The sequence below is a fragment of the Microbacterium oleivorans genome, assembly GCF_023715745.1.
GTDB classification, from domain to species: Bacteria; Actinomycetota; Actinomycetes; order Actinomycetales; family Microbacteriaceae; genus Microbacterium; species Microbacterium oleivorans_D.
This window is the reverse complement of the sequence record NZ_JAMBOV010000001.1, coordinates 51891-72441: the sequence shown is the minus strand read 5'-3', so window position 1 is coordinate 72441 and position 20551 is coordinate 51891. Positions and strand designations below refer to the sequence as shown.

Annotated in this window: 17 protein-coding genes; 4 read left to right on the top strand and 13 right to left on the bottom strand. The window is 69.8% G+C overall.

The features are described 5' to 3' along the window. Window positions 1-72: 72 nt before the first annotated feature. On the top strand, window positions 73-1449 hold the full coding sequence (locus M3190_RS00330; protein WP_251577192.1) for an APC family permease: 1377 nt from the start codon (window positions 73-75) through the stop codon (window positions 1447-1449). Window positions 1450-1452: 3 nt separating this feature from the next. On the opposite strand, the gene M3190_RS00325 is transcribed toward M3190_RS00330, so the two are convergent. Continuing rightward, complete coding sequence (locus tag M3190_RS00325; protein ID WP_251577190.1) at window positions 1453-2484, bottom strand: LacI family DNA-binding transcriptional regulator; 1032 nt, start codon at window positions 2482-2484, stop codon at window positions 1453-1455. Window positions 2485-2594: 110 nt separating this feature from the next. Here M3190_RS00325 and M3190_RS00320 point away from each other — a divergent pair, with 110 nt between their 5' ends. Both M3190_RS00320 and M3190_RS00315 read left to right on the top strand, forming a co-directional pair. Continuing rightward, window positions 2595-3530 carry a dihydrodipicolinate synthase family protein gene (locus M3190_RS00320; RefSeq protein WP_251577188.1) on the top strand — a complete coding sequence of 312 codons (936 nt, stop codon included), beginning with the start codon at window positions 2595-2597 and terminating at the stop codon, window positions 3528-3530. Between the two features lie 133 nt (window positions 3531-3663). Beyond that, complete coding sequence (locus M3190_RS00315) at window positions 3664-4986, top strand: Nramp family divalent metal transporter (RefSeq protein ID WP_251577186.1); 1323 nt, start codon at window positions 3664-3666, stop codon at window positions 4984-4986. A gap of 51 nt (window positions 4987-5037) precedes the next feature. Here the strand turns inward: M3190_RS00315 and M3190_RS15470 are convergent, their stop codons facing one another. The 10 genes from M3190_RS15470 to M3190_RS00265 all read right to left on the bottom strand — a co-directional run bounded on the left by M3190_RS15470 (window position 5038) and on the right by M3190_RS00265 (window position 15899). Next, window positions 5038-7656, bottom strand: coding sequence for a chitobiase/beta-hexosaminidase C-terminal domain-containing protein (locus tag M3190_RS15470; RefSeq protein WP_251577184.1), 2619 nt, complete (start codon window positions 7654-7656; stop codon window positions 5038-5040). Window positions 7657-7835: 179 nt separating this feature from the next. Continuing rightward, window positions 7836-8447: a bifunctional 4-hydroxy-2-oxoglutarate aldolase/2-dehydro-3-deoxy-phosphogluconate aldolase gene (gene eda, locus M3190_RS00305; protein ID WP_251577182.1), complete on the bottom strand. Its 612-nt coding sequence runs from the start codon at window positions 8445-8447 to the stop codon at window positions 7836-7838. Beyond that, window positions 8447-9172, bottom strand: a complete 726-nt coding sequence (locus M3190_RS00300; RefSeq protein ID WP_251577180.1) for an SDR family oxidoreductase — start codon at window positions 9170-9172, stop codon at window positions 8447-8449. The genes eda and M3190_RS00300 overlap by 1 nt, the downstream gene beginning before the upstream one ends. Beyond that, entirely contained in the window at window positions 9169-10650 is a 1482-nt protein-coding gene (locus M3190_RS00295; RefSeq protein ID WP_251577178.1) for a xylulokinase, read from the bottom strand. The genes M3190_RS00300 and M3190_RS00295 overlap by 4 nt, the downstream gene beginning before the upstream one ends. A gap of 3 nt (window positions 10651-10653) precedes the next feature. Continuing rightward, the gene (locus M3190_RS00290; RefSeq protein ID WP_251577176.1) at window positions 10654-11622 is read right to left on the bottom strand and encodes a shikimate dehydrogenase family protein; all 969 of its coding nucleotides are present in this window, start codon (window positions 11620-11622) and stop codon (window positions 10654-10656) included. Continuing rightward, window positions 11619-12308 carry a deoxyribose-phosphate aldolase gene (gene deoC / locus M3190_RS00285; protein ID WP_251577174.1) on the bottom strand — a complete coding sequence of 230 codons (690 nt, stop codon included), beginning with the start codon at window positions 12306-12308 and terminating at the stop codon, window positions 11619-11621. The genes M3190_RS00290 and deoC overlap by 4 nt, the downstream gene beginning before the upstream one ends. Continuing rightward, window positions 12301-12903, bottom strand: coding sequence for a glucose-6-phosphate isomerase family protein (locus tag M3190_RS00280; protein ID WP_251577172.1), 603 nt, complete (start codon window positions 12901-12903; stop codon window positions 12301-12303). Before M3190_RS00280 ends, deoC begins: the two co-directional genes overlap by 8 nt. A gap of 163 nt (window positions 12904-13066) precedes the next feature. Beyond that, entirely contained in the window at window positions 13067-14029 is a 963-nt protein-coding gene (locus M3190_RS00275) for a phosphotriesterase family protein (RefSeq protein ID WP_251577170.1), read from the bottom strand. After that, window positions 14026-14982, bottom strand: coding sequence for an NAD(P)-dependent oxidoreductase (locus tag M3190_RS00270; RefSeq protein WP_251577168.1), 957 nt, complete (start codon window positions 14980-14982; stop codon window positions 14026-14028). The genes M3190_RS00275 and M3190_RS00270 overlap by 4 nt, the downstream gene beginning before the upstream one ends. Next, complete coding sequence (locus M3190_RS00265) at window positions 14979-15899, bottom strand: SIS domain-containing protein (protein ID WP_251577166.1); 921 nt, start codon at window positions 15897-15899, stop codon at window positions 14979-14981. Before M3190_RS00265 ends, M3190_RS00270 begins: the two co-directional genes overlap by 4 nt. Before the next feature lie 62 nt (window positions 15900-15961). On the opposite strand from M3190_RS00265, the gene M3190_RS00260 reads away from it, so the two are divergent. Then, complete coding sequence (locus tag M3190_RS00260; protein WP_251577165.1) at window positions 15962-16714, top strand: SDR family NAD(P)-dependent oxidoreductase; 753 nt, start codon at window positions 15962-15964, stop codon at window positions 16712-16714. Here the strand turns inward: M3190_RS00260 and M3190_RS00255 are convergent. Together M3190_RS00255 and M3190_RS00250 are read right to left on the bottom strand one after the other, a co-directional pair. After that, window positions 16699-19209, bottom strand: coding sequence for a family 78 glycoside hydrolase catalytic domain (locus M3190_RS00255; protein WP_251577163.1), 2511 nt, complete (start codon window positions 19207-19209; stop codon window positions 16699-16701). The two genes, M3190_RS00260 and M3190_RS00255, sit on opposite strands and share 16 nt — an antisense overlap. Further along, window positions 19206-20513 carry a DUF3863 domain-containing protein gene (locus tag M3190_RS00250; protein ID WP_251577161.1) on the bottom strand — a complete coding sequence of 436 codons (1308 nt, stop codon included), beginning with the start codon at window positions 20511-20513 and terminating at the stop codon, window positions 19206-19208. Before M3190_RS00250 ends, M3190_RS00255 begins: the two co-directional genes overlap by 4 nt. Between the last annotated feature and the right edge of the window lie 38 nt (window positions 20514-20551).

Genomic DNA, 20551 nt, shown 5'->3' with positions numbered 1-20551 from the left:
GTTCCTCATGCACGTCGCGCCCGGTCGCACCAGGGGTTGCTTCGCGCGCGGGGTTTCGGTTGGAGTGGTGCGATGACAAACGACACCACGGCTGCACCCGCCCAGGAGAAGCCCGGGCTGAAGCGCGCGGTCGGTACGTGGCTGCTCTTCGCCTTCATCGTCGGTGACACCCTCGGTGCAGGGATCTACACGCTCGTCGGCACGATGGCGACCGACGTGGGCGGCGTCATCTGGCTGCCCTTGCTCATCGCGCTCGTCGTCGCGCTGCTCACGGCCGGGACGTACGCGGAGCTGATCACCAAGTACCCCCACGCCGGCGGCGCGGCGCGTTACGTCGACAAGGCCTTCGGCATCCCGTTCCTGTCGTTCCTCGTCGGATTCCTCATGATGGCCTCGGGGATCACGACCGCCGCCGCCCTGGCCAACGCGTTCGCGGGCGACTACTTCGCGTCGCTCGTCGCCATCCCGCCGGTTCCCGTCGCCATCGCGTTCATCGCCGTGCTGACCCTCATCAACCTGCGGGGTGTGAGGGAGTCGCTCGCGACCAATATGGTCGCCTCGATGATCGAGGTGTCGGGTCTCGTGATCGTCATCGTGATCGCCGCCATCGTCTTCGGCAGCGGCGGCGGAGAGCCGTCCCGCGTCTTCGAGTTCGCCCCCGATGTCGCTCCTCTGCAGGGCGCATTCGCGGCATCCATCGTCGCGTTCTTCTCGTTCCTCGGTTTCGAAGCGGCTGCGAACATGGCCGAAGAGGTCAAGAACCCGTCGCGGTCGTATCCGCGGGCGCTGTTCGGGGCCATCATCACCGCCGCCGTCGTGTACCTGCTGATCGCGATCGGCGCCGTCATCGTCGTCGAGCCGTCGCAGCTGGCGACGTCGACCGGCCCGCTCCTCGAGGTGGTCACGGCCAGCGGCCTCGCGGTGCCGGGGTGGCTGTTCAGCCTCATCGCCCTCGTCGCGATCGCCAACGGCGCGCTGCTGTTCATGGTGATGGCGAGCCGCGTCGCCTATGGGCTGGCGGAATCGGGTCTCATGCCCCACGCCTTCGGCAAGGTCCTGCCCAAGCGGCGGACGCCGTGGGTCTCGATCCTCGTCGTCGCCGGCGCGACGATGCTCCTCACGGTGGTCGGCGACATCTCGACGCTCGCCGAGACGACGGTGCTCCTGCTTCTGCTCGTCTTCCTCACCGCGAACGTGAGTGTGCTCGTGTTGAAGAAGGACAAGGTCGAGCACGCGCACTTCTCGGTGCCGCGCGTCGTCCCGATCCTCGCCATCGTCGCGAGCATCGTGCTGCTCACGCAGCAGACCGGCCTGGTCTGGCTCGCGACCGCCGGCTATGTCATCGTCGGAGCGATCCTCTTCTTCGTGGCGCGATTCAGCCGTCGCCGGGGTGACCGCAAGATCGCCGAACGGACAGGCGCGATCCCGACGGTCCGGGGCCGCGAGTAGGCGTCACCGCGTCGAGGCGACGTGGGCGGTCGACGCTCGTGGGATGAGCGTCGGCATCGCCACTCGCATCGACGCGCCCGCATCCGCAGCGAGCAGCATCTCGACGGCGGTCGTCGCGATCTGATCGAACGGTGTCCGCACCGAGGTGAGTGGCACCGGGAGCTGGGCCACCAGCGGGATGTCGTTGTACCCCACGAGTGAGAGGTCCCGACCCGGGACCAGACCGCGGTTCTGCGCCACGGTGAGGATGCCGAGGGCGAGGTTGTCGTTGGCCGCGAAGACGGCCGTGGGTCGATGGGGGCCGTCGAGCAACCGGTGTCCGGCGTCGATGCCGTGGTCGAGCCCGTAACCGACGGCGAGGATGCGCGCCTCGGGGAGCTCGATACCGGCCTCGGCCGCGGCGCGCTCGGCACCGGCGCGGCGGTCGCGCCCGCTCGAGGTGAACCACGGGCCGGTGACGACACCGATGTCGTGGTGCCCCAGGTCGATGAGGTGTCGCATCGCCAGGTACCCGCCCGTCTCGTCGTCTCCCAACGACGAAGGGCTCACGCGATCGGTACGGAGTGCGAGCACGTGCGGGACGTTCCGCTCGCGCAGCGACGCCGGCAGTCCGTCGTCGATGCGGGCGGTCGCCAGCACGACGCCGTCCACCCCGCGGTCGAGGAGCGTCTCGGTCGCGCGGCGCTCCTCGTCGGGGTCATCGCCGCAGGTCGCGACGACCGCGAAGTGGCCTCGCTGGCGTGCGGCCCGCTCGACCGCCTCGAACATGAGCGCCATGACGGCATCCGTCAGCCGCGGCACGAGGACGCCGATCGTGCCGGTCGCTCCGCGGCGCAGATTCGATGCGAAGACGTTGCGCCGGTAGCCGAGGTCGTCGGCCACCGCACGAACGCGCTGCGCCGTTGCCGACTTCGACGGCGGCGTGCGTTCGTCGAGGATGCGGCTCACCGTCGAGATGCTCACGCCCGACGCCTCGGCCACGTCGCGCAAGGTCACGGGGCCGGCGGTGCCGCCCGGTTTCGAGGTGATCGCCATTGCTCCCCCTTGACACGATCTCTGTCCGTCAGCATACTTGCAATCGTTACTGCAAACGTTCCCGCCAACGTTTTCACTCGGCGGGTCTCAACGAAGAGAAGGAGCCAGCCATGGTCCTCGACCTCCGTGGTCTCAACCCCGCACCCGTCACCCCCTTCACCGAGGACGGCGCCGTCGACTACGCCGCCATCCAGCGACTCGGCTCCTGGCTCGGTTCGATCGACGGCGTGAAGAGCCTCGTCGTCCTCGGCCACGCCGGTGAGGGAACGTTCCTCACCGAGGCCGAGCAGCTCGACGTCATCCGCGCCTTCCGCGACTCCGTCGACGACAAGCTGCCGATCATCGCCGGCATCACCAAGGAGGGCAACCTCACCGCCGCCCTCGAGGCCAAGGCCGCCGCGGATGCCGGGGCCCGGGGCGCACTCGTCTACCCGTCGCACGGCTGGCTCCGCTTCGGCTTCCAGCCAGGAGCCCCGCAGACCCGCTACCGCGCGATCTGGGAGGAATCGGGGCTCGAGGAGATCCTGTTCCAGTACCCCGACAACACGAAGGCCAGTTACGACCTCGACACGCAGCTGGAGATCGCGGGTCAGGAGGGCGTGAACCACACGAAGAACGGCGTCCGCAACATGCGCCGCTGGTACACCGAGATCCCGGCGCTGCGCGCGGCCTACCCCGAACTGCAGGTGCTCTCCTGCCACGACGAGTACCTGCTGCCGACGATGTTCGACGTCGACGGTCTGCTCGTCGGCTACGGCAACATCGCCCCCGAGCTCCTCGTCGACCTCATCGCCGCCGGCAAGGCCAAGGACTACGCCGCCGCGCACGCCATCCACGAACGCCTGCTGCCCGTCACCAAGGCGGTGTACCACCGCGGCTCGCACATGGAGGGCACGGTCGCTCTCAAGTGGGGGCTGGTGAACCGCGGCATCCTCGACCACGCGACGGTCCGCGAGCCGCTGCTCCCGCTCGAGCCCGGAGCGGATGCCGAGATCGCCGCCGCGTTCGCCTCCGCCGACCTCGGCAAGGTCGGCGTCTCCGTGTGACCCGGCTTCGGGGACCGGCCGCACGCCGGTCCCCGAAGGCATGGACGGCACCGCACCCGTCGATCTACCCTGCAGTGCGGCTCTTCAGTCAACGACGACTCGGCGGCAGGACCGCCCTCCCGAAGGAGCTCCCATGAGCATCGACCGCTCGCGCACCACTCGACCCCCCGCGACCCCCGGCACCGGACACGGTCGCATCTCGACCGAGACGGTGCGGACCATCGTCGAATCCAGCCACACCCGGCGTACGTTCTGGCGCCAGCTCGCCCTCATCGGCCCGGCCTTCGTCGCCGGCGCGTGGCAGTTCGGACCCGGCAACCTGACCACCGCCATGAACGCCGGTGCGGGCTACGGGTACACCCTCATCTGGGTGATCATCGTCTCGACGATCCTCATGATCTTCCTCACCGACATGAGCGTGCGTCTCGGCATCCGAACCCCTGTCTCCCTCATCGCGTCGGTCAAAGAGCGGCTCGGCGGCTGGGTCGGCGTCGTCGCCGGCTTCGGCGTCTTCCTCATCACGCTGTGCTTCTCCGTCGGCAACGCCGTCGGCTCCGGAGTCGGTCTGTCGATGCTCATCCCCGGCACGTCGCCCGTCATGTGGACGATCATCTGCACCGTGGCGGTCGCGTCGATCCTGTTCCTGAAGGGGATCTACCGCATCGTCGAGAAGATCCTCATCGCCATCGTCGCCCTGATGGCGGTCTGCTTCATCGTCTCGGCGTTCGTCGCGAACCCCGACTGGGCCGCGGCCGGCGCGGGCCTCATCCCCGTCGTCCCCGACAACGCCTGGCTGCTGATCATCGGCCTGGTCGGCACGAACTTCTCGATCAACGCGGCCTTCTACACCTCCTACGGCACGAAGGCACGGGCGCGCACGAAGGAGGACTACCGCGACATCACCATCGTCGACACGATCCCCGGCATCGTGGCCCCCGGCATCATGACGGCCCTCGTCATCGTGGTCGCTGCGGCGGTCCTGAACGCGACGGGCACCGACGCGCCCGGCGCCTTCGGCGGGCTTGCTCGCATCTTCGAGCCGATCGCGGGCCCGGTCGGGGCGTGGATCTTCGCACTCGGCTTCTTCGGTGCGGCGTTCTCGTCGATGATCCCGAACTGCGTCGCGGGCGGCACGATGCTCTCCGACGCACTCGGCAAGGGGGCTTCGGCCGAGACGAAGACCGCGCGGCTCGGCAGCGGCTTCATCCTGATCTTCGGCGTCGCGATCACCCTGATCTTCTCCGGCTCGTCGCCGGTCGAGCTGATCATCCTCGCGCAAGCCCTCACCGTGCTCTTCGCACCGATCCTGGCGGTGCTGATCATCGTGATGTCGAACGACAAGCGCCTCATGGGGCCGCTGCGCAACACCTGGTGGCAGAACGTGATGGGGCTCATCGGCCTGGTGTCGGTCATCGCGCTCTCCGTGCGTCTCGTGGTCAGCCTGATCGGTTCCTGACCCACCAACAGTGAAGGCCGCGACCCGCGCGGGTCGCGGCCTTCACTGGCGTCACTCGGCTTCGACGACCTTCACCGCGTCGATGAAGCCCGTGTTGTCACCGTCCACGGTCGTCGCCACGAACGAGATCGTGTGCTCGCCCGCGTCGAGCGTCACGGCATCCGTCTGGTGGAACTCGTAGGAGCCGCCCGCCGGAGCGTAGTGACCGAGCAGTTCGTCGTCGATGAAGACATCGAACTCCTGCAGCCCGCCGAAGTCGGCGCGGTTGGCCGTGTAGAAGGTCAACGCGAAGGTGCCCTGCGGGAACACGACGGTCTGGTCGATGCGGCTCCCCAGCCCGGAGTCGGTCTTCAGATAGGCGGTGCGCTCACCCTCGGGCGCGTCCTCCGCGGGGTTGAAGACACTGTTGTTGTGCTGGATGCCGGCACGTGCGCTGAACGTCCATCCGTTCACCATCGGTCCGTTCGCCGTTCCGCCCGTGGCGGGACTCTCGAACCCCGCGTTGAAGATCGTGACGATCGGCTCTTCTGCCGGGATCTCGGGGTTGACGAAGCACCGGTTGTCGCCACCCGGGTTCGGGTTGGCTCCGAACGACGCGGCCGTGCACTCGACGCCATCAGTGAAGGTGCCGTACTCGAACAGTCCGTCGGAGCCGAATGCCACGCTCGCCTCGCCGGCGAAGGCGCAGGTCCCGCCGTCCTCGTACTGGCAGAACTCGTACCCGTCGGGGGCGTTCTGCACGTCGAGCACCTTGTAGAGCCGCGACGTGATGCCCGAGTCCTCCAGGCCCGGTGCGACGGCGATCGCCCTCAGATAGGTCGTCTGGAGCGGCTCGAGGAAGATCTGCCCGGTGTAGAGCGTCGAGTCAGCGGTGGGCTCACTGCCGTCGGTCGTGTAGCGGATCTCCGCGCCCGGTGTGCCGGACGTGATCGTGACCGCCTCGACCGACGGATACAGGCCGGGCTCGAGGCTGAACACCGGCGCGTCGACCACACCCGCCTTCGGAGCAGGCGTCACGGTGATCTGCGCGACGCCGTAGTCACCGCTGCGCGTCGTCGCGCGGACGGCGACGGTGCGCTCACTGGTCACGTCGGGCGAGGTGAAGACGCCGCGCTTGTCGACGGTGCCGTTGCCCTTGCCGACGACCGACCAGGTGACCTTGCCCTTGCCGTCGATGATGTCGGACGAGAGCGCGACCTTCGATCCGCCCGAGATCGTCGACTCCGTCGGCGTGACGGCGACCTGGGTGGCGGCCGGTTCGGTCGTGTAGATCACGAAGCCGTGCTGGTCGTTCACGTCGCGGTCGGTGAAGGCCGACTTCTGCGCGTGCAGCGTGCCGCTGGATGCGGGCAGGATCGCGTTCGCTTCGGGCTGCGCAAGTGAGTCGTCGAAGGCGATGCGCGTGAACTTATCGTTCACGCGGCCGCCCTCGAAGCGCACCGTGACGTCCTTGGCTTCGCCGCCCTTCGACTCGACCAGCACGGTGAGTTCACCGTCGGCGTCGCGGAACGCGGCCGCACGGATGTCGTCGTGCGACACCGTCGTGGCCAGCACGGTGCTGTGATCCGGGATGTAGCGCATGAGGAGCCCGGCTTCGTAGAAGGCCGCCGTCGGCTCGAGGCCGAGCACGAGGGAGTCCCACATGTTGAACGCGCCGTTGGTGTCGCCCGCGGGGTCGTGCGTCATCACGCCGTTGAGCTGCCACACGAGGTTCGAGTGGACGCCGTTGTTGGCGCTCCCGATGATGTAGTTCGCGTACCCGGTCTCCCAGACGCTCGTGCCGGGGTTCGTCCATCCCATCTCGGACAGATTCAGCGGGGCGTCGCCGATCGAGCTGCGACGCTGGTCGATCGCGTCGCCGAGGAAGTCGTACGACTCGCCGTAGAGGTGGAAGGAGTACTGGTCGAAGACGTCCGCGGCGTTGTCGGCCATGTACTGCGTCCAGTCGGGTGCGTTCACCTCTTCGGGGCCCCAGATCTGCACCTGGTCACGAAGTCCGTCCTCGACGAGCTGCTCGTGGACCTTCCGCGCCATCTCGGCGTAGTAGGCCTTCTGATCGGCCGGTCCCTCGAAGTCCCAGCTCCCGTTGGGCTCGTTGTAGAACGTCAGGTAGTCGATGTTGTCGTAGCCGCGGCTGTTGACGAGTTCATCGAGCAGGGCTGAGGCCGACCGTCCATAGGCATCGAGGTCGGCCGGGGCGCTCTCATAGGGCTTCTGCACGCCGGGGTAGAGGAACCAGTCATGGACGCGCTCGCCGACCTTCCACCCGAAGTTGAGCAGGACTTCTGTCCCGGCCTGCTCGAAGGCGTCGAGGTACCGGTACACGGCCTTCATCTCAGGGCTCTCGAAGTCGTACTGTCCCTTCTCGAGCTCCATCCAGTCGATCTGGAACCAGAGACGTGCCACCTTCGGCTGCAGGGTGAGGATGCGCTCGACATCCACCTCCCAGTCGGCGTCGTCGTAGCCCAGGGAGGTGGTTCCCTCCATGAGACTCCACGGCATGACGTTGGCGCCGATGCCGAGGTAGTCCTCCTGGACGACGTCATCGAGGTCGACCGTCACCGTCCGCTGCGCGTCGGGGTCCGCGGCTGCCGCCGGGAGGGAGGGGAGGAGTGTGGCCGCGGACAGCGCTGCTGCTGCTGCGATCGCAGGCCCGATTCGTCGTTGCACGGGGGTGCCTTCCTATCTTCATCGATAGAACGCGGTGCGGCTGGTTCGGGAGTGTCGTCGGTGACACCAGGTAGTTGCACTACGCACTTTCCTTGTCCGAGTACGCTAACCGACGACTTTCCGGGGTTCAAGAGCCCTGGGAAAGGTAGTGTAGGTAGTGCAACTACCCATGCGGGGACTCACAGGGCGGCGAGGGCGCGGCGTGACAGCTCTTCGATCCGTGTGAAGTCGCCGGCCTCGAGGGCATCCGACGGCACCATCCATGAACCGCTGACGGCGAAGACCGCCGCGTGCGCGAGGTAGTCGCTCGCGTTGGCGGGGGAGACCCCGCCCGAGGGCATGAAGCACGCGTCGGGAAAGGGGCCGGCGAAGGCGCGGATCGCGTCGAGCCCGCCGATCTGCTTCGCGGGGAAGAGCTTGAGGTGCCGGAGCCCACGTCCGAGGGCCTGCTGGATCTCGGTGGCCGTCGCGACACCCGGCACGAGGGGAATCCCTCGCGCCAGGCAGCGCTCCAGCACGCGCGGATCGAAACCGGGCGAGACGGCGAATCGAGCCCCCGCGTCCGCGACGTCGTCGACCTGCTCGGGGCTCAGAACCGTGCCCGCCCCCACGACGATGTCCTGGCGGTCCCGCAGCGCGTCGATCGCATCGAGGCCCGCGGCCGTCCGCAGCGTGATCTCGGCGCATCGGATGCCGCCGGCGACGAGCGCGTCAGCCAGAGGGTGCGCCGATGCGGCGTCCTGCAGGACGACGACCGGGACGATGCGGGCGCCGCCGACCGGCGAGTCCATCAGGCGTCCTGGGAGGTGGGGGCGACCACGATCTCGCGATGGCTGATGTGCTGCGGCAGCCGGTAGGCGCCGAGGATCGCGTCGGCGATGTCCTCGGGGCGGAGTCCACCTCCGATGCTGTCCTTGTACTCGAGGTAGCCCTCGAGGACGGCGCCGTCGTCGGTGTTCGATAACAGCGCGGTGTTGACCATGCCCGGCGCGACCAGCAGCACGCGCACACCATGCGCGGCGTTCTCGCGCCGCATCCCCTCGGTCATGGCGTGGACGGCGTACTTCGTGCCGTTGTAGACCGTGTGGTCGGAGTACAGCTGCTTGCCTGCGATCGAGCCGATGTTGACGATCGTGCCGCGGCGGCGGTCCTGCATGCCGGGGAGCACGAGTCGGCTGTTGTTCACCAGCGCGACGCAGTTCACCTCGAACTGCTCGCGCACGAGCGCGGGGTCGGCTTCCGCGACCGGCGAGAGCGCCATCAGCCCGGCATTGTTCACCAGCAGATCGACGGGGCCGAATCGTTCCTCGGCGCGCGCGATCGCCTCGGCCACGGCCGTCGTATCCGTCACGTCCACGGCTGCGAGCTCGGCATCGGGCAGCCCCAGCGCCCGCATCGGCTCCAGGCGCCGGGCGATGAGCAGCAGAGGGTGGCCGGCGGCGGAGAAGGCGCGCGCCGTGGCGGCCCCGATACCGGAACTGGCGCCGGTGATGACGACGAGTGGGCGATCGGTCATGGGGAAACCTCCTGAGGGGCGAGCGCTGCGCTCACCGCATCGAATCGGGCCCGGGCCGCATCGTAGGACTCGGGATGCGTGGGGGTGATGGTCTCGAGGGCGCCGTGCGCGGCATCCGCTCGCGAGAAGTCCGCCCAGATGCCCGCGCCGACGAACGCGATCGTCGCTGCGCCGAGGGTCGCGGCCTGCTGGTCGACGGTGGAGCGCTGCAGCGCGGAGCCGAGGACGTCGGCGTAGATGCCGTTCCACAGGTCGGATCGCGCGCCGCCGCCCGAGACGAGGAGAGGCTCGGTCGAGCCGCTCAGCTCTCGGATGTGGCGCAGGCTGCGGTCGAGCGAGAAGGCGATGCCCTCGAGACATGCGCGGACGAGGTCGGCCGTACCGGTGCTCAGATGCAGGCCCGACAGGATGCCGCGCGCCGCGCTGCCTCCTTCGAGCGGAGTCCCGCCCGCGAGGGTCGGGACGAACGTGACGCCGCGGGCGCCAGCGGGGGATGCCGCAGCGGAGGCGATCACGTCAGCCGGATCCGCATCGGCCGCGATCAGTCGTCGCAGCCAGTCGAAGCTCGTGCCGCTGCTGAAGGTGGACAGCGCGCTGACGAACATCCCGGGAACGGCGTGGGCGAAGACGTATGGACGAGTGGCCTCGTCGAGGACCGGCCGCGAAGACGTGACCGTGATCCAGCTCGACGATCCGAGGGCGGCGTAGATCCGGCCCTCGGCCGTGCCGCGGGAGCCGAGCGCCATGGCGGCGTTGTCGACCGCCCCGGCGAAGACGGGGATGCCGGCGGGGAGGTTCAGGGCTGTCGCCGCATCGGCCGTCAGCGTCCCGACGCGATCGTGGGAGCGCGCGATCGGGGCGAAGAGACCCCTGTCGAGACCCGCGGCGGCGAGGATGTCGTCGGCGTAGTCGGCCGCGCGCAGATCGTAGGCACCCGTACCGGACGCCATGGAGTGGTCGGTGGCGAGCTCACCGGTGAGCCGGAGATTCACCCAGTCCTTCGACCCGACCAGCCGCGCCGTGCGCGCCCATCGATCGGGATCCTCCGCCCGCAGCGTCGCTGCCTTGAAGATCGGGTACAGCGGTGCGCCGAAGCCGTTGCCCGTTCGGCGGTACCACTCGCCTTCCTCGAGATGGGCGAACACATGCTCGGTCAGGCCACGGGCGTCCGACCAGATCGGGGTCGTGTCGCTCAGGGGTTCGCCCCGGGGATCGAGGGCGATGACGCCGAGGCTCTGGCCCGACAGGGCGAGCCCCGCGATACGCGTCGCCGCACCAGGGCTCCGGCCGAGGAGCGCGCGCGTCGAGGAGACGACGGCATCCCACCAGTCGGCGGGGCGCTGCTCATTGCGATCCGGCGATGGGTGCAGCGTCGGGTAGGGCATGACGACCTCGGCCACCTGCCGGGCGTCGGCATCCCACAGCGACGCCTTGCACCCCCCGGTGCCGAGGTCGTAGGCGAGGACGAGCTCGGTCATGGATCAGCGCGCCGAACGCGCCAGCCGGCCGAGGCGGTCGAACGAGGGGCCGGAGGTCGGGATGTCGATGTGGAACACCTCGGCGATGACCTGAGTCCACCCGTGCAGGAAGTAGATCCAGCCGTCCTCGATGTGCAACGCACGGGCCTCCTCCTGCGCCCGTGCCTGGTCGAGGAAGACGAGGTCGCCGCGGTAGTTCAGGTCCCATGCCACGCCGTGGCCCGGGAAGCGTGCCGCGTCCGTGAGGGGGGATCCGGGTGCGTCCTTGCCGAGCCCGGTCGCGTTGACGACGAGCGAGCCGGCCGCGAGGTCAGCCAGCACACGGTCGTTGTCGGCGGGCGTCGGTGTGAGGACGTACTCGAATGCCGTATCGGTGTCGAGCTGCCGGTGGATCCCGCGGATGTGGTCGAGACGTTCCTCGGACCGATTCGTCACGACGATGCGCCGCGGTCGATCCGCGCCGCTCTCTCGTCGCGACAGGTACCAGCTGATGGCGATCGTCGATCCGCCGGCCCCCATGCACAGCGCATCCGCGCCACCGGCCCAGTGGCCGGCCGGAACGAACGCGTCCAGCGCCAGACCGCTCGAGATCGGATCCTTCGCGTGGCACACGAGGAGTCCGTCGCGCTTGGAGATGCAGCTCGTCTCGCCCATGAGGCGGGCGAACGGATCGATCTCGTCGAAGAGGTCGGCGCACGCCGTGTAGAGATCGATCTTGTGCGTCGTCACGAGGGCACCGAGGCTGAGCGGGTCGGCGGCGATGAACTCCACGACGCGTCGGTAATCCGCCGCCGGGGCATGCAGCGGCAGGTCGATGCCCTGCAGGACCGCGTCCGTGAGACCGAGCTCATCCGCCCAGCGCGGGAAGACCTGCTGGATCGAGGACCGGCCGGTCGTGACGCCGATGAAGTAGAGGGTCGGCGTCACCGCGGGGCGGAGGTCGGCCGAGGTCATGGTCTGGACGATCGTCATGCGTAGCTCCGGGATGCCGCGACGGCCGCGACGGCGGCGGTGGCGTTCATGCCGAACCGGGTGACCCCCAGCTCGGCCATGGTCGTGATGGTCTCGATGTCGCGGATGCCGCCCGCGGCCTTGAGCGCGGCGCGCCCGGCGGCCTGCTCCGCGATGACGCGGATGTGCTCGACCGTGGTCGGGATGCCGGACCAGCCCGTGCCCGTCTTGATCCAGGGCACGCCCGCTGCGATCGCGGCATCCACTCCGCGGCGGATCGTCGACTCGTCGAGGTGCCCGACCTCGAGGATCGCGCGGAGCGGCACTTCGCCGGCCACGATGTCGACCACCCGGCTGAGCTCATCGGTCACCGTGGCGGTGTCGCCGGAGCGCAGACGCCCGATCGAGACGACGACGTCCAGTTCTTGGGCCCCCAGGCCGAGCAGCTCGCGCGCCTCGGCCGCCTTCGTCGCCGGGGTCGCGCCCCCGCTGGGAAAGGAGACCGGCGAACCGGCGAGGACACTGCTCCCGGACAGGAGTTCCCGCAGCACGGGGAGCCAGGTGGGCAGGACGTGCGCGCTGACGAAACCGCCGTCGACGGCGCGGCGCGCGAGCTCCTCGACGTCGCGCAGCGTGTGCTGCGCCTGCACGCAGCTGATGTCGATGTGTGCGGCGAGGTCGGCGAGGACCGCAGATGCGTCAGACACGGTATCCCCCATGATCCGGGTTGAGGCGGGTCGTCCAGCCGTCGCCGTCGGCGACGATCAGCTGCTTCATTCCCCCTGCGCGTTCGATGATGCCGTAGTCCTGACCGGCTTCGGTCGCGTAGGCGAAGACGGTGACGAGCAGGTCGTCGCCGACGTTCACGCTGCGGTGGACCCAGCCGCCGGGCACATGCACGGCGACGCCGGGGGAGATGGGGATGGCTCGGGCCTCGCCGTCGACGCTCTCCAGGAGCATCACGCCGCTGCCGGAGACGCCGTAGTAGAGCTCCGCGAACTCGGCATGCGCGTGCAGGTGGCCGCGGGTCATCGCGAACTCGTCGCCGATCCGTCCGGGACGCAGCACGCTGAGTCCGATCGTGAGGGCGCCTCGCCCGCTTTCGGGGGTGCTGCTGTCGACCCAGTACACCGGGCTGCCGTCATCGTCTCGGATCGCCGCGGCGAAGGCGTCCGAGTCCCGGTAGAGCCCGTCGAGATCGGGCAGGTGCTTCTCATACCGTTCAGCGGTGCCCGTGAGGCTGCCGGCGAGCGGATCGACGGTGAGGGCGGCCGGTTCGGCCGGTCGTGCAGCGGCGCACATGTCACGTCCATTCGTTTCCGATCCGGGTCTCGGATCGGTAGTAATACTACGCAGAGACAGCCAAAAGCCGCAATCGACACCCCCAGGATGCGTCTGAGCGCGTCTTTGCGGTAGTTGTGCTACGTGAGACGGCTTGCTCCGGGAGCGCGGCGGCGGATGCGCGTCAGATCCGCCAGGTGAGCCAGGTCGCCGGGTTGGCCCCGAGCACCGCAGCGATGAGCTCGGGCCCACCCGCCGCGCGGACCCGAGGGACGAATCTGTCGCCCAGGTAGGCGAGCCCCGGCATTCCGCCGTAGGCGACGTACCGGCTGCGTCGCGCGACGTCGCCGCCGAGCAGGATCCGCGTCGCGCCGCCGCGACGGGCGGTCTCGACGAGGCAGTCCACGAGTGCCGAGTCCGGCCACTCACGGGAGCGCGCCGGACCGTCGTACCCCAAATAGGAGCCTCGCGCCGCGAGTTCGGCGTGCAGGCCCGGATCGGGATTGCGGTCGATGTGCGCGAGCGCGACCCGGTCGGCGCCCACTCCCGCCTCGTCGAGCGCGTCGAGCGCTTCATGCGCAGCCGAGCCGTGCTCCAGGTGCACCATCACGGGTGCCCCGGTCGCGCGGTGCGCCGACCCCACCGCCTCGATCGCCCGCCGCGCGGCCGCGTCGATGCGCCAGTACCCCAGGCCGACCTTCAGCACCCCCGCGCGGGGCCGACCAGCGGCCTCGGACGTCGCGGCATCCAGTCCCTCCTCCGCACCGTCGCGCAGGTCCCGCAGGAAGGCGCGCGCGAGGACATCGACGTCCGCCGTGAGGAGGGGATCGTCCGACGCATAGTGCTCGCGGCGGTGCACCCCGGTGGTCATGACGACGGACACGCCCGACTCCTCCGCGATGCGGCGGATGGCATCGGGCCGCCGGCCGAGGCCGAGGGGTGTCGCGTCGACCATCGCCGTGAACCCGGACCTCCGCAGGAGGACCGCTTCGCGGAGGGAGGCCGCCTCGTCGTCCAGATCGTCGCCGGGAAGGAGGGGGGAGCGCTGGAAGAGATGCTCGTGGTAGTCGACCGCGCCCAGAGCGGCGGGTTCCACATCACCCGTCACGGTCCGGACGAAGCCGGCAGGCGCAGCGGGTTCGATCACGCTGACACCGGATGCCGGGGGGCGCGCCCCTCGAGGACCGCGCGCAGGTCCGCCGTCGCCATGCCGCCCATGCCGTCCACGCCCTCGCGCGTCTGCGCGCCGAGGTGCGGGGTGATGATGACGCGGTCGGCGAGGTCGTCAGCGAGCAGCGGCGATGCGAGGTCTCCGTGATTCTCCGTCGCGAGTGTGTCCGCGGCGTAGGCGACGACGCGGCCCGAGCGGATCGCGTCGGCGAGGGCGGGCTCGTCGACGAGGTCGGCGCGTGCCGTGTTGACGAGGATGACGGGTCGGTCGGAGGCGGCGAGCCAATCGCGGTCGACGACCGTCCGGCCACCGGGCGCGTGGAGCGTGACGACGTCGCACGTCACCGCGAGCTCGGCTGCGTCGCAGCGCACGACGCGATCGAAGACGGGGTCGTCCTCGGGCACCCACGGATCCGCGCCGCGGACCGCACAGCCGAAGCCGTCGAGACGTTCGATCACGAGGCGTCCGATCCGCCCGAGCCCGAGCACCCCGACCGTCAGAGCCGACAGCTCGCGCGTCGACCAGCCCGACCAGTCGCCGCGGCGCACCCGTCGATCGGCGGCGGGGATCCCCCGCAGCGCGCTGAGCAGCAGGGCGAGGGTGTGCTCGGCGACGGCGGCCGAGTTGGCCCCCGGGGTGTTCGTGACGATCACACCGCGAGCACCCGCTGCCGCGACGTCGACGTTGTCCACCCCCACGCCGTAGCGCGACACCACGCGGAGCCTCGGGGCGAGATCCAGATGTCGGCCCGTCACCGGTCCGGTGCCCGCGATCCACCCGTCGACCGCCGGCAGGATGCGGGAGAGCTCCCCCAGGTCGTGCGAGGGGTCGGCGCGGACGATCTCGTAGCCCGCCGCGGTCAGTTCGCCCACCACGTCCCGGCCGCCGCCGCCGAAGGACCGGGAGGTGACGAGCACCCGACCGGTCACGACGGCGACTCCTCCGTGGTCGGGGATCCGCCCGAACGCATGGTGGCCAGCTCGCTCTTCATGCGGCGGATGGCCTCGGTGTGCTCCGGGCTCCGCCGCAGGGCGACGCCGGTGGCGAGGATGTCGATCACCACGAGGCCGGCGAGGCGGCTCGTGGACGGCGTGTAGACGTCGGTGTCCTCGAACGTGCGCGCGATGAGGGGAACCGTGGCGATGTCGGACAGCGGGCTCTGTCTGCCCGTGATCGAGATCACCGCAGCGCCGGCCTTGCGGGCCGCTTCGGCGACGATGAGCGTCTGCTCGGTGTGACCGGTGTTCGAGATCGCGACCGTGACCGACCGCGGGCCGCTCATCGTCGCCGCGATGAACTGCTGGTGGAAGTCCTCGGGCGACTGGCAGGGGACCCCGAAGAGCGGGAACTTCTGCTGTGCGTCCTGCGCGATGATCCCGCTCGCGCCGAATCCCACGAAGAGGATGTCGGATGCGTCGAGGAGGAGGGAGATGGCCTGCTCGACGGATGCGGCGGCGAGGGTGCGCCGGGCGCGGTCGAGGCTCGAGATGGTGTGGTCGAAGATCTTCTCGGCGAGGTCGGCGCTGGAGTCGTCCGTCGTGATGGACGAATGCGTGACCGGCAGCCCGAGGGCGAGGGTCTGGGCGAGTTGGATGCGGAAGTCCTGGAAGCCCTCGCAGCCGACGGACGCGCAGAAGCGCATGACGGTCGGCTCGCTGACCTCTGCCGCTTCGGCGAGGCCCGCCATCGTGAACTGCACTGCGCCGACGGGGTTGTCGAGGACGATCGCGGCGACCCGCTGTTCCGATCGACGAAGGCTCGGAAGTTGTCGGGTGATGCGTTCGAGGAGGGTGTCGGTGGAATCCTCCGACGGAGCGGCGGTGCTCTGTCCGGTGTCCGTGGTCACGGGTTTCCCCTTCCATGTAGTATCGCTACAAACCATAGCGCACCACCCGGGAAAGGCCCCTGATGTACCGCGAACGGCTCGAACTGGACGGCAAGGTCGCCGTCGTCACCGGCGGATCCCGAGGCATCGGGCTCGCCTGCGTTACGGCGTTGCGGGAGTTCGGCGCCACCGTCGTCATCGCGGACCTGCTCGACGAGCTCGGCACGGAAGCCGCGGCATCCTTCCCCGATCGCGTCGAGTACACGCACCTCGACGTGACCGACGCCGATGACGTCACCGCCGTCTTCGCGGACGTCGCGGCACGGCACGGACGCCTCGACATCCTCGTCACCTCCGCAGGGATCGCGAACCACCAGGCATCCGCCGACATCACCCGCGAGGCGTGGGACCGCGTCCTCGCCGTCAACGCGACGGGCACATTCTGGTGCGCGCGCGAGGCGGCGCGACACATGACGTCCGGCGGTTCCGTCGTGGCGATCGGATCGATGTCGGGCGAGCTCGCGAACGCACCGCAGCGGCAGGCGGCCTACAACGCCTCCAAGGGTGCGGTGCACCTCGCCGTGAGATCCCTCGCTGTCGAGTACGTCGAGGCCGGCATCCGCGTGAACGCGGTCGCGCCCGGTTACGTCGGCACCGACCTCACCCGCGAGGGAGTGCCCGACGACTGGTGGGACGACTGGATCCGGCGAACCCCGATGCAGCGGGTGGGGACCCCCGAGGAGATCGCGTCGCTCGTCGCCTTCCTCGCCTCCGACGCGGCGTCCTACATGACCGGATCCGTGGTGCTCATCGACGGCGGCTACTCCACCTGGTGACGGAAGCGGTGCGTGCCGGCCCCGACGCCGACCCGCCCCGTTCCCAGCTCGACCTCGGCCGTGACGCCCACCGGGACCTCGCACGTCAATTCGACGACACCGTCCTCATCGCGTCGCCAGCGTGCGGACAACATCCCGTACGGGGTGCGGACGGCGGCGTCGGCGCTCTGCAGGGACGTGTCGAGCAGACCCGGTGACACGAGCGCTCGCCGCCATCCCGGGCTCAGGGGTCGAAGGCCGGCGACGTCGCCGTAGAGCCAGTCGTCCAGCGTGCCGAGGAAGTAGTGACCGCGCGAGCGCGACTCCGGCTTCCAGTGCTCCCACAGCGAGGTCGCGCCCTGCGTCACCCAGTACCCCCACCCGGGGTAGGTCGTCTGCAGCGCGACCGCGAGGGCGACCTCGCCGTGACCGTGACGGGTGAGTACCGGCAGCAGGTGCGGGGTGGCGAGGGCTCCGGTCCACAGGTGATGGTCCCGCTCGACGACGTCCTCCGCGAGCCGCGCGGCGGCACGGGCGCGGGCGGCCGGCGGCAGGAGGTCGTACGCCAACGCGAGCACCGCATGAGCCTGGCGGTAGCCGTCGTCGCCCTGCCCGCGGACCTCGGCCGCCCCGTCGTCCCAGAAGGCGTCGACGAAGGCCGCGCGACTGACGGATGCCGCGGCTTGCCACTCCTCCGCATCCTCACCCAGCGTCCCGGCGATGCGCGCCGCGGTGTCGCACATCGCGACCAGGAAGGCGGTGGCCGCGATGCGGGAGTCCTCGGGCGGGTTGCCGCCCCCGGCATCGGTGTCGGGTGCGACCCAGTCGCCGAGCGTCGTCGTCGCGATGCCGCCCGGGCAGCGGTCGAGTTCGAAGCGGAGGTAGTCCCGGGCGTCGGGCCAGATCGACCGCAGCACCTCGGTGTCGCCCGTCTGCATGTGGATCTCCCAGGGGACGAGCAGCAGCGCGGCGTGCCACGTCGGAGCCGGGGACCAGTCCATGGACCAGCCGCCGTGCGGTGCGATGACCTGCGGCGCACCGCGGCCGTGACGGGACTGCGCGATGTCGTCCGACCACTTCGCGAGCAGCGCGTGGGTGTCGAGATTCTGCAGCATCATCCGGGCGCCCACCATCCCGTCCCCGGTCCATCCGTTCTTCTCGTACTTCGGGGTGTCGGTCGGGATGCCGTGGAGATTGTTGAGGATCGTGCGGACCGTCAGCTCGTGGACCGTGTCCAGCAGCGGCTCCGAGCTCGAGAACCGTCCCGTGCGCGGCGCCTCCGTATGGACGACGGCCGCGCGCAGCCGCGGGAGGCGTGCAGCGCGCACCTCCACGTACCGGAAGCCGTGCCAGGTGAATCGCGGATGCCAGTGCACCGGCCCATCCGCGAGCGTCACCCTGTCCGTCTGGAACCGCCCGTCGAAATAGCCTTTCTCGTCGACGCAGTTCGGCGCGCCGTCCGCCTGCAGCGTCTCGCCGAATCGGAGCTCGATCGTCTCGCCGCCCCCACCGTCGGCTTCGACCTCCACCCACCCGGCGATGACGCGCTCGAAGGCGACGACCCATCGACCCGGCGACAGCTGCGTGACCTCGGTCGGGTCCAGCCGCTCGGCGACCACGATGGGTGGTTGGCGCTGCGGTTCGGGAACGCCGCGGGGCCCCGCGGCGATGCGGACGCGCGACCAGCCCGTGTCGTCGAACGCGGCGTCCGCGCTCCCGGCGACGACGAGTCTCGCGTCGAAGTCCTCGCCCGCATAGAGGTCATCGCTGCGGGTCGGGCCGTCCGTCACCCGCCAGCTCTCGTCGCTGCCGATCACCTGCATCCCGCGCTCCGTGCGCACCGCGACGAGCAGCCGGACGCAGGGGTCGTCGTGCCACGGTGCCCGCTCCCAGTTCCAGGTGTTGCGTCCGCGCATCCCGTAGAAGCCGCGGCCGAGTTCGGCGGACAGGACGTGGCGACCGGGCGTGAGCCGCGACGTGACATCCGTGACCGTGTACTGGCTCACGATGTCGTAGTCCGTGAAGCCGGGACCGAGAACGGATCCGTCGAGCGGCTCTCCGTCGAGCTCGACCACGGCGAGACCGCCGGCTGCGACGACGGCATACGCCTCGAGCACGGGTTCGTCGACGTCGAAGACGCCGCGGACGATCGGCGCCGCGGCGGACGGATGCGGGGCGCCGACCCACTGCGTGCCGTGCCACTGCCCGTCGACGACACCCGTGACGAAGGTGCCCGATCCGGTGGTCTCGCCGTCGGAGGTGCGCACGTCCACGCGCCAGGAGTAGCGCCGGAGCGACTCGAGCGGTGAGCCGCCGTAGGCGATGTCGACGCAGGTGTCGTCGTCCGCAGAGGTGGCCCAGACGACAGCGCCCGACCCGTCGGCGACGGAGATCCGCCAGCCCTGCTGCGTCGTCCCCGGGCCGGCGCCGGTGACCTGCCAGCCGAACCGCGGGCGTGCCCCGACGCCGACGGGATCATGGCGATGGTCGACCGTGAGAGCGGTGAGTCCGATCACGCGAGCGCTCGCAGAGCGCGCAACTCGGGTGCGTCGCCGTACGCGTCGTCGAGGGCGGCATCGAGGTCGGGATGGGCGGCGAGGAACGTCGCGATCGGCTGCGGGCGGTCCTGCGGTCGGGTGCCCTTCTGGTTGATCTCACCGAGCAGGCTCCACCGGCGATCCCCGCTCCCGCCCGGCTCGGTCTCGGTCCCTGTGTAGGCGGTGTAGTCGAAGACCCGCACCCCCTCCTCATCCTCGAGGACCCCCAGCCGGTAGTCGGCCGTCATGAACCACGTCACCGTCTCGCCGGCCCGGGAAGCCTGCACGCCGCTCCCGGACTGCTGCAGCAGATAGGCGAGGCCCTCGTTGTCGCGATGCCGCGACCGCCACTCCTCACCGAACTCGCCGATCGTGGGGATGCGCATGTCCGGCCAGCGATCCCGGAGTCCGCTGATCCACCCCGTCCATGCGTCGAGCATGTGCGGGTCCACTGCGAGTCCTCGTGCGACCTCGCTGATCTCGTAGTTCACGGTGAGCCATCCGAGGCCGTTGCGCTCGACGTTCCGCGCATCGAAGTGCGCTTCGCTGGTCGCTTCCAGCTCCCGCAGTGCCTCGGCGCGGGGCAGCCGGTGCAGCGTCTCGATCGGGCCGAGACCGAGGCGGGAGTTGTGATCGGGCGACATCCCGGCCGCGCGTGCGGCGACCAGGTCGACCGTCCACCCGTCCAGCTGCACGGCGTCGATGCGCTCGTCTCCCCGTCCGGGAACCAGGAAGTGGGACCGGGACGGATAGTAGGGGTACGCGATCGACCCGTCGCCGTCTTGCAGGTCGATGTCGAACTGGCTCCAGATGTTCCCCTGGACGGTCCGCATCCCGCGTTCCCGGGCAGCAGCGATGTTGGCGGCGGCGAGGAAGCCGGCCACGAGCGAGCGGGGATCGCGTCCGAAGTGGTCCGAGATGAGATCGGCGGCATCGAGGATATCCCGGCTGACCTCGTCACGGGATCCGTAGAGATTGGCGAAGAAGCCGCCGGGAACGAACGCGACGTCGTCGCCGTGGTCCCGCGTGATGCGGGCGAGCGTCGTGCGGATGTCCCGGTAGCGCGGCGAGTCATCGGTCAGCGCGCCCCACGACAGCGCCCACGTGATCCTCGCGTCGGGGACGGCCGACCGGACGGCGTCCGAGAAGCGCTCGACGAGTGCCGCGGAGTGGAGCTCCGTCTCGTCTTCCCAGAGGGAGCGGGTGCGGGTCGCTTCGATCTGGTGACGGCGGATGACGGTGTTGAGCGTCAGGCGACGCCCGATCGGCTGGGAGGATTCCATGACCAGACACCCTAACGAGATTCGACGGTGCAGAAGTA

What these genes read in the sequence shown, in the direction of transcription:
- M3190_RS00250 (WP_251577161.1), bottom strand. Translation starts at nt 20,513, where the DNA reads ATGGAATCCTCCCAGCCGATCGGGCGTCGCCTGACGCTCAACACCGTC.
- M3190_RS00260 (WP_251577165.1), top strand. Translation starts at nt 15,962, where the DNA reads ATGTACCGCGAACGGCTCGAACTGGACGGCAAGGTCGCCGTCGTCACC.
- M3190_RS00280 (WP_251577172.1), bottom strand. Translation starts at nt 12,903, where the DNA reads ATGTGCGCCGCTGCACGACCGGCCGAACCGGCCGCCCTCACCGTCGAT.
- M3190_RS00295 (WP_251577178.1), bottom strand. Translation starts at nt 10,650, where the DNA reads ATGACCGAGCTCGTCCTCGCCTACGACCTCGGCACCGGGGGGTGCAAG.
- M3190_RS00330 (WP_251577192.1), top strand. Translation starts at nt 73, where the DNA reads ATGACAAACGACACCACGGCTGCACCCGCCCAGGAGAAGCCCGGGCTG.
- M3190_RS00290 (WP_251577176.1), bottom strand. Translation starts at nt 11,622, where the DNA reads ATGACGATCGTCCAGACCATGACCTCGGCCGACCTCCGCCCCGCGGTG.
- M3190_RS00320 (WP_251577188.1), top strand. Translation starts at nt 2,595, where the DNA reads ATGGTCCTCGACCTCCGTGGTCTCAACCCCGCACCCGTCACCCCCTTC.
- M3190_RS00300 (WP_251577180.1), bottom strand. Translation starts at nt 9,172, where the DNA reads ATGACCGATCGCCCACTCGTCGTCATCACCGGCGCCAGTTCCGGTATC.
- M3190_RS00315 (WP_251577186.1), top strand. Translation starts at nt 3,664, where the DNA reads ATGAGCATCGACCGCTCGCGCACCACTCGACCCCCCGCGACCCCCGGC.
- M3190_RS00325 (WP_251577190.1), bottom strand. Translation starts at nt 2,484, where the DNA reads ATGGCGATCACCTCGAAACCGGGCGGCACCGCCGGCCCCGTGACCTTG.
- eda (WP_251577182.1), bottom strand. Translation starts at nt 8,447, where the DNA reads ATGGACTCGCCGGTCGGCGGCGCCCGCATCGTCCCGGTCGTCGTCCTG.